Origin of the sequence: Nesterenkonia sp. AY15, from assembly GCF_022565855.1 — a bacterium.
GTDB lineage: Bacteria > Actinomycetota > Actinomycetes > Actinomycetales > Micrococcaceae > Nesterenkonia.
Genome location: NZ_JAJOYV010000004.1, coordinates 281,171 through 294,033, shown reverse-complemented (window position 1 = coordinate 294,033; position 12,863 = coordinate 281,171). Strand labels below are relative to the sequence as shown.

13 protein-coding genes are annotated in these 12,863 nt (G+C 66.0%); 11 read left to right on the top strand and 2 right to left on the bottom strand.

The window, feature by feature from the left end; all coding sequences use genetic code 11:
* Positions 1-63: 63 nt before the first annotated feature.
* The 8 genes from atpB (at position 64) to LSI54_RS08500 (ending at position 7,123) form a co-directional block, all read left to right on the top strand.
* The gene (gene atpB, locus LSI54_RS08535) at positions 64-855 is read left to right on the top strand and encodes a F0F1 ATP synthase subunit A (protein ID WP_241465014.1); all 792 of its coding nucleotides are present in this window, start codon (positions 64-66) and stop codon (positions 853-855) included.
* A 136-nt stretch (positions 856-991) separates the two neighbouring features.
* Positions 992-1,195: an ATP synthase F0 subunit C gene (locus LSI54_RS08530; protein WP_036476452.1), complete on the top strand. Its 204-nt coding sequence runs from the start codon at positions 992-994 to the stop codon at positions 1,193-1,195.
* A gap of 81 nt (positions 1,196-1,276) precedes the next feature.
* Positions 1,277-1,846 (top strand): F0F1 ATP synthase subunit B, encoded by a 570-nt coding sequence (locus LSI54_RS08525; protein WP_241478143.1) that lies wholly within the window; start codon positions 1,277-1,279, stop codon positions 1,844-1,846.
* Positions 1,846-2,655, top strand: a complete 810-nt coding sequence (locus LSI54_RS08520) for a F0F1 ATP synthase subunit delta (RefSeq protein WP_241465012.1) — start codon at positions 1,846-1,848, stop codon at positions 2,653-2,655. Before LSI54_RS08525 ends, LSI54_RS08520 begins: the two co-directional genes overlap by 1 nt.
* A gap of 89 nt (positions 2,656-2,744) precedes the next feature.
* Positions 2,745-4,373 (top strand): F0F1 ATP synthase subunit alpha, encoded by a 1,629-nt coding sequence (atpA, locus tag LSI54_RS08515; RefSeq protein ID WP_241465011.1) that lies wholly within the window; start codon positions 2,745-2,747, stop codon positions 4,371-4,373.
* 57 nt (positions 4,374-4,430) lie between these two features.
* A complete protein-coding gene (locus LSI54_RS08510; RefSeq protein ID WP_241478142.1) occupies positions 4,431-5,324 on the top strand; it encodes a F0F1 ATP synthase subunit gamma in 894 nt (297 codons plus the stop codon).
* Between the two features lie 69 nt (positions 5,325-5,393).
* Positions 5,394-6,854 carry a F0F1 ATP synthase subunit beta gene (gene atpD, locus LSI54_RS08505; RefSeq protein ID WP_241465009.1) on the top strand — a complete coding sequence of 487 codons (1,461 nt, stop codon included), beginning with the start codon at positions 5,394-5,396 and terminating at the stop codon, positions 6,852-6,854.
* Positions 6,855-6,856: 2 nt separating this feature from the next.
* Complete coding sequence (locus LSI54_RS08500) at positions 6,857-7,123, top strand: F0F1 ATP synthase subunit epsilon (protein ID WP_241465008.1); 267 nt, start codon at positions 6,857-6,859, stop codon at positions 7,121-7,123.
* A 208-nt stretch (positions 7,124-7,331) separates the two neighbouring features.
* Here LSI54_RS08500 and nucS read toward each other — a convergent pair whose 3' ends face one another.
* A complete protein-coding gene (gene nucS, locus LSI54_RS08495; protein ID WP_241465007.1) occupies positions 7,332-8,024 on the bottom strand; it encodes an endonuclease NucS in 693 nt (230 codons plus the stop codon).
* Between the two features lie 102 nt (positions 8,025-8,126).
* Between nucS and LSI54_RS08490 the strand changes: the two genes are divergently transcribed.
* Positions 8,127-8,438, top strand: a complete 312-nt coding sequence (locus LSI54_RS08490; protein WP_241465006.1) for a hypothetical protein — start codon at positions 8,127-8,129, stop codon at positions 8,436-8,438.
* 4 nt (positions 8,439-8,442) lie between these two features.
* A complete protein-coding gene (locus tag LSI54_RS08485; protein WP_241465005.1) occupies positions 8,443-9,219 on the top strand; it encodes an alpha/beta hydrolase in 777 nt (258 codons plus the stop codon).
* A 59-nt stretch (positions 9,220-9,278) separates the two neighbouring features.
* On the opposite strand, the gene LSI54_RS08480 is transcribed toward LSI54_RS08485, so the two are convergent.
* Complete coding sequence (locus LSI54_RS08480) at positions 9,279-10,571, bottom strand: AI-2E family transporter (RefSeq protein ID WP_241478141.1); 1,293 nt, start codon at positions 10,569-10,571, stop codon at positions 9,279-9,281.
* Between the two features lie 149 nt (positions 10,572-10,720).
* Between LSI54_RS08480 and LSI54_RS08475 the strand changes: the two genes are divergently transcribed.
* Positions 10,721-12,841 (top strand): hypothetical protein, encoded by a 2,121-nt coding sequence (locus LSI54_RS08475; RefSeq protein WP_241478140.1) that lies wholly within the window; start codon positions 10,721-10,723, stop codon positions 12,839-12,841.
* Positions 12,842-12,863: the final 22 nt, after the last annotated feature.

Here is a 12,863-nt window from a genome sequence, read left to right as displayed (position 1 = left end):
CCCGGGGTTGAAACCCACTGACGGACACCGCAGAGAGGACCAGCGTTGCATTCGCTTGCGCCCATGGCCACCAATGAAGGTGGATTCCAGCCGCCCACGATTTCTGAGACGCACCTTCCGGAGATCTTTCCCTGGATGGCGGAGTGGGGGACTGGCTTCGGCAAGAACATGCTGATGGTCATCCTCTCGGTCATCGTCATCTCCTGGTTCTTCATGTGGGCGATCCGGAAGCAGTCCCTCGTCCCGTCGCGCACCCAGTACCTTGCCGAGTCCGGCTACGGGTTCGTCCGGCACACCCTGGGACGCGACATCCTCGGCGAGAAGCACTTCCGGCAGTGGATCCCGCTGCTCTTCGCGGTGTTCTTCTTCGTGCTGGTCAACAACATCTTCGGCGCCGTCCCGGGCCTGCAGCTGCCCACGTTCTCCCACGCAGGCCCCGCCTACGCGCTGGCCCTGATCATCTGGATCACCTGGATCGCGCTGGGCTTCAAGACCCACGGCCCCAAGTTCATCAAGCTCATGACGGTGCCCTCAGGCGTGCCGAAGTGGCTGCTGCCGCTGCTCGTGGTCCTGGAGTTCCTCTCCAACTTCATCATCCGCCCGCTGACGCACTCGCTGCGACTCATGGCCGTGATGCTCGCCGGGCACATCATCGTGATGCTCGCCGGCTCCGGCGTCGAGTTCCTCGTCGCCCAGCAGGGCGGCCTGGCCGACTACGGCCTGGGCGCGCTCATCCTCGTCGGCTCCATCCCGCTGTACTTCCTGGAGCTGATCATGATGGTCCTCCAGGCCTTCGTCTTCGCGCTGCTGACAGCGATCTACATCCAGGGCTCGATCGAGGCAGACGCCCACTGATTTTTCCCTCTATGCGGTTCGGCGTTCCTACCGGGACGTCGAGGCGCAGCGGCGGACCGGCACATGCCGGTAGGCCAGACATTAGAACCGTCCGCGTGGTACGCACGGGGACTCAGACAGAAAGTGAGCAACACATATGGACGGCACTCTGAACATGGTCGGCATGGGTCTCGCAGGCTTCGGCGCTGCACTGGCCATCGGCATGATCTTCTCGGCCTACCTCAACGGTGTGGCCCGCCAGCCTGAGGCGCAGCGCGTGCTGCAGCCCATCGCCATCCTCGGCTTCGCGCTGGCGGAGGCGGTCTTCATCCTTGCCATCGTCTTCGCCTTCGTGCTCTGACGCTGGTCCGATTCTTCTGGGACGGGCACCGGAACTCCGGGCCCTCTGAGATCGTCAGACTACTGAAAAAAGGGTGAACACATGATCAGTGCATCTCTGATCCAGGCAGCAGAAAGTGACGCCAACCCGTTGCTCCCCAACTTCTGGGAATTCCTGGTTGTGCTATTGGGCTTCCTGGTGCTGCTGTTCGTGGTCCAGAAATGGATCGTGCCAGCATTCGAGAAGGCCTATCAGGCCCGTACCGAGGCCATCGAAGGTGGACTCAACGAGGCTGAGAAGGCCAAGGCTGAGGCCGAAGCCATGAAGGCCGAGTACGAGAAGAACCTTGGGGATGCCCGTGCAGAGGCGAGCCGGATGCGCGAGGAAGCTCGCGCCGAAGGTGCCGAGATCGTCGCCGAGCACAAGGAGAAGGCCGCCGCTGAGGCGGCCCGCATCACCGAGCAGGCCCAGCAGCAGATCGCCGCAGAACGGGCATCGGCTGCGCATTCGCTCAAGGCTGAGGTCGGTTCGCTGGCCACACAGCTCGCGAGCCGGATCGTCGGCGAGGCGCTCGAGGACGACACCCGCTCCCAGCGAGTGGTCGATCGCTTCCTCGCGGATCTCGACGCTGATCAGTCAGCCCAGGCTGGCCAGACAGGAGCAGCACAGTAATGGCAGCGGTGACCACCGAATCCCTCGCAGCCGTGCAGAAGGAGCTCGCGCCCTCATTGGCGCAGGCCGACCTTGAGGTCGCCCGTGAGCTCTTCGCTGTACTGGATGTGCTCGATTCCTCGGCAGGGCTGCGCCGCAGCCTCACCGACCCCTCCCGCGATCCTCAGGACCGGGTGGCGATGGCACGCAGCCTCTTCGGCGCGAAGGTCAGGGGCACGACGACGGAAGTCCTCGATGCCCTCGTCTCGCGGCGCTGGAGCAAGGAGCGCGACCTCGGCGACGCCGTCGAGATCCTCGCCGTCGTCGTGGTGGTGGTGCAGGCCGAGCGCGAGGGCCTGGCAGGTCTGGAGAAGCTGGAGTCGGCACTGCTGGACTTCCGGCGGACCGTGGCCTCCTCGCACCAGGTGCAGCGCGCGCTGACTGACGCCCAGGCAACGCCTGAGGCCAAGCAGAAGCTCGCAGCCCAGCTCTCCCCGGGAGCCAGCGCCGAGGCGCGGCTGCTCATCGATCGTGCTGTGACGGCGCCGCGCGGGCTTCGACCCGCGCAGCTCGTCGAGCGCTTCACCGAGCAGATCGCGGCACGCCAGCAGCGCTGGATCGCACTGGTCACCGTCGCCAAGGAGCTGGACCCCGGCTATATGCAGCGGCTCGGGGCAAGCCTGGACCGTTACTTCGGTCGAGAGCTGAAGCTCGACGTCGTGCTCGACCCTGCTGTGGTCGGCGGCATCCGAGTCCAGGTCGGTGATGAGGTGGTCGACAGCACGGTGGCCACCAAACTCAATGATCTCCACCGGAGACTGGCCAGCTAGTCTTCTTCAGACTGGCTCAACACATACGTGAATCTTTGAACCACCCGGCCGCACCTCGCGGCCATTACTGAGGAGAGCAGGGACTGCAGATGGCCGACTTGACCATCAACGCCGACGACGTCCGCAACGCCTTGAACGATTTCGCCGCATCCTACGATCCCGGCAGCGCAGAGCGCGTCGAGGTCGGACGCGTGATCTCCGCGGCTGACGGCATCGCTCGAGTCGAGGGACTTCCCTCGACCATGGCAAACGAACTTCTTCGCTTCGAAGACGGCACCCTGGGCCTGGCCCAGAACCTCGACACCCGAGAGATCGGCGTCGTGATCCTCGGCGAGTTCTCCGGCATCGTGGAGGGCCAGGAGGTCACCCGCACCGGCGAGGTCCTCTCGGTCCCGGTCGGTGACGAATTCCTGGGTCGCGTGGTCGACCCGCTGGGCACGCCCATCGATGACAAGGGCGACATCACCCCGGAGGGTCGCCGTCCGATGGAGCTTCAGGCTCCCTCGGTGGTGCAGCGCAAATCCGTGCACGAGCCGCTCCAGACCGGCATCAAGGCCATCGACGCCATGATCCCGATCGGCCGCGGTCAGCGTCAGCTGATCATCGGTGACCGCCAGACCGGCAAGACCGCGATCGCCATCGACGCCATCCTGAACCAGAAGGCCAACTGGGAATCCGGCGACGTCACCAAGCAGGTTCGCTGCGTCTACGTTGCTGTGGGCCAGAAGGCCTCCACCATCGCGGCCGTGCGGCAGACCCTCGAAGAGCGCGGCGCGCTGGAGTACACCACCATCGTGGCGTCCCCGGCATCTGACCCCGCCGGCTATAAGTACCTGGCACCGTTCGCCGGTTCGGCCATCGGCCAGCACTGGATGTACGGCGGCAAGCACGTGCTGATCGTGTTCGATGACCTCTCCAAGCAGGCTGAGGCCTACCGTGCGGTGTCGCTGCTGCTGCGTCGCCCACCGGGACGCGAGGCGTACCCCGGCGACGTGTTCTACCTCCACTCTCGTCTGCTCGAGCGTTGTGCCAAGCTCTCCGACGAGCTCGGCGCGGGTTCGATGACCGGACTTCCGCTGGTGGAGACCAAGGCCAACGACGTGTCGGCCTACATCCCGACCAACGTCATCTCGATCACCGACGGTCAGATCTTCCTGCAGTCGGACCTCTTCAACGCCAACCAGCGTCCGGCAGTCGACGTGGGCATCTCGGTGTCCCGCGTCGGTGGTGCCGCTCAGCTCAAGGCCATGAAGAAGGTCTCCGGCACGCTGAAGCTGGACCTGGCGCAGTACCGGGACATGCAGGCCTTCGCCATGTTCGCCTCGGACCTCGACCCCGCCACCCGGCAGCAGCTGGTGCGCGGCGAGCGCCAGACCGAGCTTCTCAAGCAGGCGCAGTACACGCCGTACGCCATCGAGGATCAGGTCGCATCGATCTGGACCGGTTCCCAGGGTCACCTGGACGATGTCGAGACTGCGGACATCAAGCGCTTCGAGACGGACTGGCTGGACTACCTGCGTCGCAAGACCAACGTGCTGACCAACATCGCCGCCTCGGGCAAGCTCGAGGACGACACCGTCAGTGCGCTCAAAGAAGCCATGGTCGCGTTCAAGAAGGAATTCCACGCCGAGGGTGCCACGTCCATCGTGGGCAACGAGCAGACCGACGCGATGTCCGCCGACGAGATCAGCCAGGAAGAGATTCCCGCACGCAGCTGAGGTCCACACCGCAGCTGAGCAGAATCACTTGCTGAACGACATCAAGGAAGGACAAGCATGGGAGCCCAGATTCGGGTCTACCGCCAGAAGATCGCATCGACTTCGTCGATGAAGAAGATCTTCAAGGCGATGGAGCTGATCGCGACGTCTCGCATCGGCAAAGCACGCAGCCGTGCGCGGGCAGCCTCGCCATACGCAGATGCCATCACACGTGCGGTCTCCGCCGTGGCCTCGCAGAACGACATCGATCACGTGCTGACCACGAAGGTGGAGAACCCCACCCGCGCGGCAGTGCTGATCGTCACCAGCGACCGCGGACTCGCCGGCGCCTACTCCACGAACGTGCTCAAGCGGGGCGAAGCCCTGACCAAGCGCCTTCGGGAGGACGGCAAGGAGATCCGCCCCTACCTCTACGGACGCAAGGCGCAGGCGTTCTATGACTTCCGTGAGCGGGAGTATGACCAGGTATGGACCGGAAACACGGACGCCCCCGAGGTGGAACGTGCTCAGGAGATCGGCCGCACGCTGGTCGATTGCTTCCTGCAGCCCACCGAGGAGGGCGGCGTGGACGAGTTGTATCTCGTCTACACCGAGTTCCAGTCCATGGTGAAGCAGGAGCCGGTGGTGCGACGTCTGTTGCCGCTGGCCTTCGTGGAGCAGGATGCGGAAGCCAAGCACGAGCCCACCCCGCTGTATGACTTCGAGCCCGCCGCCGAAGAGGTCCTCGATGCGCTGCTTCCGCGGTACATCGAGTCCAAGATCTTCGCGGCGATGCTGGAAGCCTCGGCGTCGGAGCTCGCGGCTCGCCAGCGGGCGATGAAGTCTGCTGCCGACAACGCGGACGACCTCATCAAGAAGTTCACCCTGTTGCGCAACAACGCTCGCCAGGCCGAGATCACCCAGGAGCTCAGCGAGCTCATCGCGGGTGCCGACGCTCTGGCCGCGAGCTAGCCCACGGGTACCCCCGCAGGCCAACAACAGACGTTTTGACATCATCCAAGATCAAGTGAAGTGAGAGAGATGACTGCCACTACTGCAGAGCAGAGCTCCGGAGCAGCCGGTCAGCCGGGTGCGACTGGTCGCATCGCCCGGGTGATCGGTCCGGTCGTGGACATTGAGTTCCCCGCCGACTCCATCCCATCGATGTACAACGCGCTCAACTCCGAGGTCACCCTCGGCGGCGTGACCCGCAAGATCACGTTCGAGGTCGCTGCACACCTGGGCGACAACCTGATCCGTGCGATCTCGCTGCAGGCCACCGACGGCCTGGTGCGCGGCACCCCCGTGCACGACACCGGATCAGCCATCACGGTGCCCGTGGGTGAGTCCGTGAAGGGACACATCTTCAACGTCCTGGGCGAGACCCTGGACATGCCGATCTCCGAGCTGGAGGTTCAGGATCGCTGGCCGATCCACCGCCCGGCTCCGAACTTCGCGGCACTCGAGGGCTCCACCGAGATGCTGGAGACCGGCATCAAGGTGATCGACCTGCTGACCCCATACATCCAGGGCGGCAAGATCGGCCTCTTCGGCGGCGCCGGTGTGGGCAAGACGGTGCTCATCCAGGAGATGATCACCCGTGTGGCCCGCAACTTCGGCGGCACCTCGGTGTTCGCCGGTGTCGGTGAGCGCACCCGTGAGGGCAACGACCTCTGGGTCGAGATGGAAGAGGCCAACGTCCTCAAGGACACCGCCTTGGTGTTCGGTCAGATGGATGAGCCGCCAGGCACGCGTCTGCGTGTGGCACTGAGTGCGCTGACCATGGCGGAGTACTTCCGCGATGTGCAGAACCAGGATGTGCTGCTCTTCATCGACAACATCTTCCGCTTCTCGCAGGCCGGCTCCGAGGTCTCCACGCTGCTGGGGCGCATGCCTTCAGCAGTGGGTTACCAGCCGAACCTTGCCGACGAGATGGGTGTGCTCCAGGAGCGCATCACCTCGACCCGCGGCCACTCCATCACATCGATGCAGGCCGTCTACGTCCCCGCCGATGACTACACCGACCCGGCGCCGGCGAACGTGTTCGCCCACCTGGACGCGACCACGGAGCTTTCCCGTGCAATCGCCTCGCGTGGTCTGTACCCGGCTGTGGACCCGCTGAGCTCGACCTCGCGCATCCTTGACCCGCAGTACGTGGGTCAGGAGCACTACGACACCGCGACTCGGGTGAAGCAGATCCTGCAGAAGAACAAGGAGCTGCAGGACATCATCGCGATCCTCGGCATCGATGAGCTCGGCGAAGAAGACAAGATCGTCGTCTCCCGCGCCCGCCGCATCGAGCAGTTCCTGTCACAGAACACCTACACCGCCAAGCAGTTCACCGGCGTCGACGGTTCCACTGTGGCGATCAAGGACACCATCGAGGGCTTCAACGCCATCGCCAACGGTGATCTCGACCACATCCCGGAGCAGGCGTTCTACAACGTCGGCGGCCTCGATGATGTCGAGCGTCTCTACGCCGAGATCAAGAAGAGGTCCTGATCATGGCCGAACTCGACGTTCAGGTGGTCGCCAGCGACCACGCCGTCTGGTCCGGTGCCGCCAAGTCGGTGCGCGCGCGCACAGTGGAAGGTGACATCGGAATCCTGCCGGGTCACACTCCGGTGCTCTCGCTGCTGGCCGAAGGTGAGCTGGTCATCAACCCCGTCGAGGGCTCCCCAGTGAACGCGAAGGTCACCGGAGGCTTCTTCTCGGTGGACTCCGATCAGGTGACCATCGTCGCGGACGAGGCCGAGCTCACGCAGAGCTGACCCGATCATCGACTGATCCACCTCATCGCCAGGCGGGCCCCCGGACTCCTCACGGAGGCCGGGGGCCCGCCTGTCTGTGCGCGCGTGCGCGAAGCTCATGGACAGCTTCCCCAGCTCATGGCGGCGCATCAGGCGCTGCCGAACGCGAGGGGCGTCGAGATGGTCCAGGGGCGAGATGCCCGACGTTTCGGGCCGGAGGTTCAGCCGGCTAGAAGAGGCGCGAGTCGGCGTCGTCGACCCCGCGCATCGCGTCATAGTCCAGCACGAGGCAGCGGATGCCGCGGTCCTCGGCGAGGGTGCGTGCCTGGGGCTTGATCTGCTGGGCCGCGAAGACTCCCTGCACGGGCGCCAGCAGCGGATCGCGGTTGAGCAGGTCCAGGTAGCGGGTGAGCTGCTCAACCCCGTCGATGTCGCCGCGACGCTTGAGCTCCACGGCGACGCTGCCCTGTGGGCCGCGGGCGAGGATGTCCACCGGACCGATCGGGGTGGGGTGCTCCCGACGGATGAGCCGGTGGCCGGCGCCGAGCAGCTCGATCTGCTCGGCGAGCAGCCGCTGCAGATCGGACTCCACGCCGTCCTTGACCAGGCCCGGGTCCACGCCGAGATCATGCGAGACGTCCTCGTGGACCTCGCTGATCAGGATGGACAGGGTGTCGTCGCTCTTGGTCGCCGAGACGTTCCAGACCTCGGTGATACCGGCCTCACGCTGCTGCGCGTCGGGCGCGGTCACCCGCATCGTGGCGGGCGGGGACATCCAGTTGAGCGGCTTATAGGAGCCGCCGTCGGAGTGGATGAGCACGCCGCCGTCGGCCTTCACCATGAGCAGGCGCGTGGCCTGGGCCAGGTGGGCGTTGAGCCGGCCGGAATATGACACTGAACAGGTCGCAATTACCAATCGCACGGTGACTGATCCTACCCGGTCTCGGGGGAAGGGCCGCACCCGGGACCAGTGGCCCAGCTGTGTCGTGGTATCCGGAGCCCCACACCTGAAACAATGGAGCCCATGGCCAAGTCAGCGAAGGGACCCGGAAGGCGCGCGTCGAAGTGGCAGCGCGAGCACCGACCGCTGTCCACGGGCGTCTTCGGTCAGGGCGCATTCTCCTCCGGGACGGTGCGCCGCCGTGACGGGGAATATCACGTGCGGCACATCTCCGCCTCCGCAGCGCAGAAGAGCTACACCTGCCCGGGATGTCACCTTCCCGTGCCGGCAGGGACCGCTCACGTCGTCGCCTGGCGGGCCGATTCGATCTTCGGCGATGAGCACGCGGCCGCCGAGCGACGCCACTGGCACAGCCACTGCTGGCGGATAGGCTGAGGTCATGTCTGCTCAGAGATTTGAATACACCGAGGTCCACGACGAGGAGCTGGGACCCAAGTCGGTGCTGCCGGCGCGGCGTGAGGAGATCACGCTGCAGACCGAGGACGGGCTGACCCTGGTCGGTGAGCTGGCGCTGCCCCTGCATGCTCGGCCCGAGGCGACTCTGGTGACCTTCCACCCGCTGCCCACCCACGGCGGGTTCATGGACTCCCACATCTACAAGAAGGCCTCCTACCGGCTCCCTGCACTGGCAGACATCGCGGTGCTGCGCTTCAACACCCGTGGCACCAGCTCACCGCGCGGGACCTCTGAGGGGGAATTCTCCGGAGGTGTCGAGGAGCGACTCGACATGGCCGCCGCGATCCGGTTCGCCGCGCAGCGCGAACTGCCCCACCGCTGGATGCTCGGCTGGTCCTTCGGCACCGAGCTGGTGCTCAAATATGGCACCGACGAGCCCGCACGCTCAGAGACGGAAGGCGCGATCCTGCTCTCGCCTCCGCTGCACCGCGCCGAGCCGGCACACCTGGAGGCCTGGAACGAGGATGGGCGCCCGCTGCGCATCCTGGTGCCCGAGCTTGATGACTTCCTCAAACCCGCGGAGGCGCGGCAGCGCTTCGCCCCGATCACCCAGGCTCAGCTGCGCGGCGTCGAGGGTGCCAAGCACCTCTGGGTGGGGGAGCGGTATTCCCGCCTGGTGCTCGAGGACATCGCGTCCACCGTCCTGGGCGTGACCGCGGATCTGCCGACCACCTGGACCGGGCCGATGGCCTCGGAGTAGCGCTGCGCCGCGCGACCGACCGGTCTGCGCTGCGCCGCGCGGCCTGACTGGGTTCCGGGCTAGCGGGCGTCCTGGCGGCGGATCAGGACCTCGCGGGTCAGCAGCATCACCGCGGCGGCGGTCGGGATCGCCATGAGAGCCCCGAGCACCCCGAGCAGCGTGCCGCCGGCGATGACCGAGATCACGACGACGGCGGCGGGGATCCGCACCGCGCGGGCCATGATGCGCGGCGAGACGAAGTACGCCTCGACCTGCAGGTACACGAAGTAGATGGCGGCGAAGGTTGCGGCGGTCTGCCAGTCCACCGTCAGGGCGACCAGGGTCACGATCGTGCCGCCGGTGACCGGCCCCACCAGGGGGATGAAGGCCAGCACTCCGGCCACCACTGCGAAGAGCACGCCGAAGGGCACGCCGGCGATGCTGATCGCGAGGAATGCGACAAGCCCGTTGAGCACCGCGACACCGGCCTGACCGATCACGTAGTGGCCGACCCCGTCCAGGATCCGATCCCCGAGGTGCTGGACCCGGCCGCGGTTCGAGCGCGGTGCGAGACGGTAGGCCCATGCGGTCATCACCGGCAGTGAGGCCAGGAAATAGATCGCCAGCACGAACACCACCAGCGTGCCGAGTCCGGTGGTCAGGATCGCCGTCCCGACTCCGAAGAGCCCGCCGAGGGCATTGGTGATGTTCGTGGGGTCGGAGATGAACCGGTTGACCTCGGTGTCGATGATCTGTTGCACCTGGAACTCATCTTCGACGCTCCGGAACCACTCAGAGCCGGAGATGTTGTTGACCAGCACCGGCAGCGAGCGCACGAAGGTGGACGTCTGCTCCGTCACCATCGGGGCGAGGGCCGCGATGAATGTCGCCACGACGGAGAGGAATGCCGTGATCGTGACAGCCACCCCCGCGGGCCGCGGCAGGCCTGCCCGTTCCAGGCTGCGCACCACCGGATCGAGGCCGATGGCGATGAACAGCGCGGCGGTGATCCACAACAGCAGCTGCGTGTTGGCCTGGGCCACGAAGAAGACCAACAGCGCGAGGCCGACGCCCAGGGCGAGCATGAATCCGGTGTAGATCGGGCGCGACGCGTAGGGGGCGGCGGCGTTCTGCGTGGACTCCGCCGAGACCGGGGGCAGGCCATATCGGTCGAACTCGGGAAGCGCCGCCGGTGGTTTGAGCGCACGGGCTGACCGAATCATGCGCATGCGGTACTGCAGGCCGCGCGGACGACGTCTCGAGGGTCCACGGCCGAACAGGCGTCGACGGGGAGCGGCTGAGCGGTCCTGTTCGCCGCTGCCGGACTGCCCGTCGGGGCCCAGCTCCTGAGGATCATGCTCGGACTCTGTCACGGGGTCAGCTTAGCCACGCGCCGTCCATGGGACACCATGGTCTGGCGGAAATCCGTCCAGCGGGCGCCCAGACTGTGATCCTATTGTTATGTTCGGTATTCTAAGAGGTTGAACCACCGCCTCCTCCTCCGATCAAGGACTCCTCACCCGTGCGTCTCCCCGCTTCCATCATCGCTTTCATCCTGGGTCTGCTTATGGCGGGCATCGGAGTGGGGCTGCTCACCGTCTGGGCCTCCGACGAGGTTCCCACCGCGCAGACCGAGGAGGTGGAGGATGCCCCGCTGACCGTGATCAGTGAAGACCTGATCGACCCTCAGGCGGAGCGCGACGAGTTCACCATCAGCGCCGAGGGTGAGTACACCATCGCACTGGCGCGCACCCAGGACATCGAGGCCTGGGTCGGCGACGCCGCGCACGTCACCATCGGAGCGGTGCAGGAGGGCGAGGATGATGCCCCGTCCACCATCGAGACGCAGTTCACCGAGGGTGAGACCACGGTGCCGGATCCGAGCGGCTCTGACCTCTGGGTCGCCAGCGAGACCACCGAGGGTGATCTTCGCTACCGCTGGAGCGCACCCGATGACAGCGGCGAGTGGAGCCTGCTGATCTTCCGCGACGGCGAGGAGCCCGCTCCCAGCGCCGTCACAGTGGAGCTTCCCGAAGAGGAAGAGAGCCTGCTCGGCACGGTGCTGATCGTGCTCGGCGCGCTGGTCATCCTGGTGGGCATCTTCCTGCTCTACCGCGCACTCGCCACCCGTCGCCGCGACCGCAGCCCCGAGACCGACCCCGGGACCACCCGGGTCGGTGGTCCCGCCGCGGGCGCTGCGACCGGTGCCACCGCCGCGACCGGTGCCACCGCCGCGACCGGTGCCGCTGCCGCAACCGGTGCTGGCGCCACGGATACCACCACAGTCGAGGATGATATGAACCAGACCGAAGGGCCCCACGAAAGCCCTCACCCTGAGGCTCCCCAGCACGTCGATCCCTCCGAAGAAGAGCTGACCGGGGTCCTCGGTTCGGTCTCCACCACCGAGAGCACCTACGACCCGGAGGCGCTCAAGGACGAAGACTCCGCCGCAGCCGGCACCGAAACTGCCCGCACCGACTCAGCCGGAGGAGCCGATCCGGTGGATCCCGATGCCACCGGCATCATCGACCCGGTGGGACCGGAGCCGACCGCTCCCGAAGCGACCGAGGATGACACCGAGGACGATACCGAGGAAGGCCGCACCTGGCGCAGCCGCTCGGTGGCCACTGCCGCGGCCTTTGCGCTGGCGCTGAGCCCTGCTGCGCTCATGGCCGATGCGGAGAATCCCGCTCAAGACCCCGCCGAGGACGAGTCGGCGCAGACCGAGGAGGTCGAAGCAGAAGAGGTTGAGGCAGAAGATGGCGAGGGCGCCGGATATTCGGTGCTGCTCCAATCCCAGCTGCAGGGGATCGTCGATGACATCGCGGAGCAGACCGCGGCGGCCGACGCCGAGTTCGATGCCGAGATGCTCTCGCCACGAGTTTCGGGAAATGCGGCGCAGGTCCGTGAACTGACCTACCGGAACCACGAGATGGACGAGGATGTCACCGCGGACGCCATCGGCACCGAGATCCTCAGCGCCGCGGTGACCTCCGGCACCGACTTCCCGCGTCAAGCGGTGGTCATCACCCAGGACGCCGAGGCCGAGGTCCCGCAGGTGCTGGTCATCGAGCAGGCTTCACCGCGGGAGAACTATGAGCTCATCCAGGCGGTGCTGATGGTCCCCGGCACGGAGTTCCCGGCCATCGCGGCCGAGGACGGCGGTGTGGAGCCTGTAGATCCCGACGCCGAGGAAGCTCGCTTCGCCGCCAACCACGCCATGGAGCGCGTCGCCGTCTTCCTGAACAACAGCGAGTACTACTTCGGGATGAGTGTGGAGGAGAACGCCTACATCGAGGACCTCCAGGCGTACCAGGAAGAGCTCAGCGAGAGCGCCGAGGATCTGAGCATCTCCTACACCCGGCCGTTCATCGGCGAGGGCAGCACCGCGATGCGTCTGCCTGATGGTTCGGTGATCGCAGTGGGCAGCTTCGACTCCACCACGCAGCTGCAACCCGAGGACGGCGCCTCGATCAACCTCACCGGAGTGACCGCGGAACTGGCGGGCACCGATTCCACCACGGACGACGTCGACATCGTCAATCGTGAATCGATGATCCTGCACATCCCGGCCGAGGACGGCGAGCGGGTCGTCGTGCTCGGAGTCCACGATATTGTGAATGAGGTCAACGTACTCGACTGATCTCCGCAGCCGGAGATCGATC

What these genes read in the sequence shown, in the direction of transcription:
- atpD (WP_241465009.1), top strand. Translation starts at nt 5,394, where the DNA reads ATGACTGCCACTACTGCAGAGCAGAGCTCCGGAGCAGCCGGTCAGCCG.
- LSI54_RS08525 (WP_241478143.1), top strand. Translation starts at nt 1,277, where the DNA reads ATGATCAGTGCATCTCTGATCCAGGCAGCAGAAAGTGACGCCAACCCG.
- LSI54_RS08500 (WP_241465008.1), top strand. Translation starts at nt 6,857, where the DNA reads ATGGCCGAACTCGACGTTCAGGTGGTCGCCAGCGACCACGCCGTCTGG.
- LSI54_RS08510 (WP_241478142.1), top strand. Translation starts at nt 4,431, where the DNA reads ATGGGAGCCCAGATTCGGGTCTACCGCCAGAAGATCGCATCGACTTCG.
- atpB (WP_241465014.1), top strand. Translation starts at nt 64, where the DNA reads ATGGCCACCAATGAAGGTGGATTCCAGCCGCCCACGATTTCTGAGACG.
- LSI54_RS08485 (WP_241465005.1), top strand. Translation starts at nt 8,443, where the DNA reads ATGTCTGCTCAGAGATTTGAATACACCGAGGTCCACGACGAGGAGCTG.
- LSI54_RS08520 (WP_241465012.1), top strand. Translation starts at nt 1,846, where the DNA reads ATGGCAGCGGTGACCACCGAATCCCTCGCAGCCGTGCAGAAGGAGCTC.
- LSI54_RS08530 (WP_036476452.1), top strand. Translation starts at nt 992, where the DNA reads ATGGACGGCACTCTGAACATGGTCGGCATGGGTCTCGCAGGCTTCGGC.
- atpA (WP_241465011.1), top strand. Translation starts at nt 2,745, where the DNA reads ATGGCCGACTTGACCATCAACGCCGACGACGTCCGCAACGCCTTGAAC.
- LSI54_RS08490 (WP_241465006.1), top strand. Translation starts at nt 8,127, where the DNA reads ATGGCCAAGTCAGCGAAGGGACCCGGAAGGCGCGCGTCGAAGTGGCAG.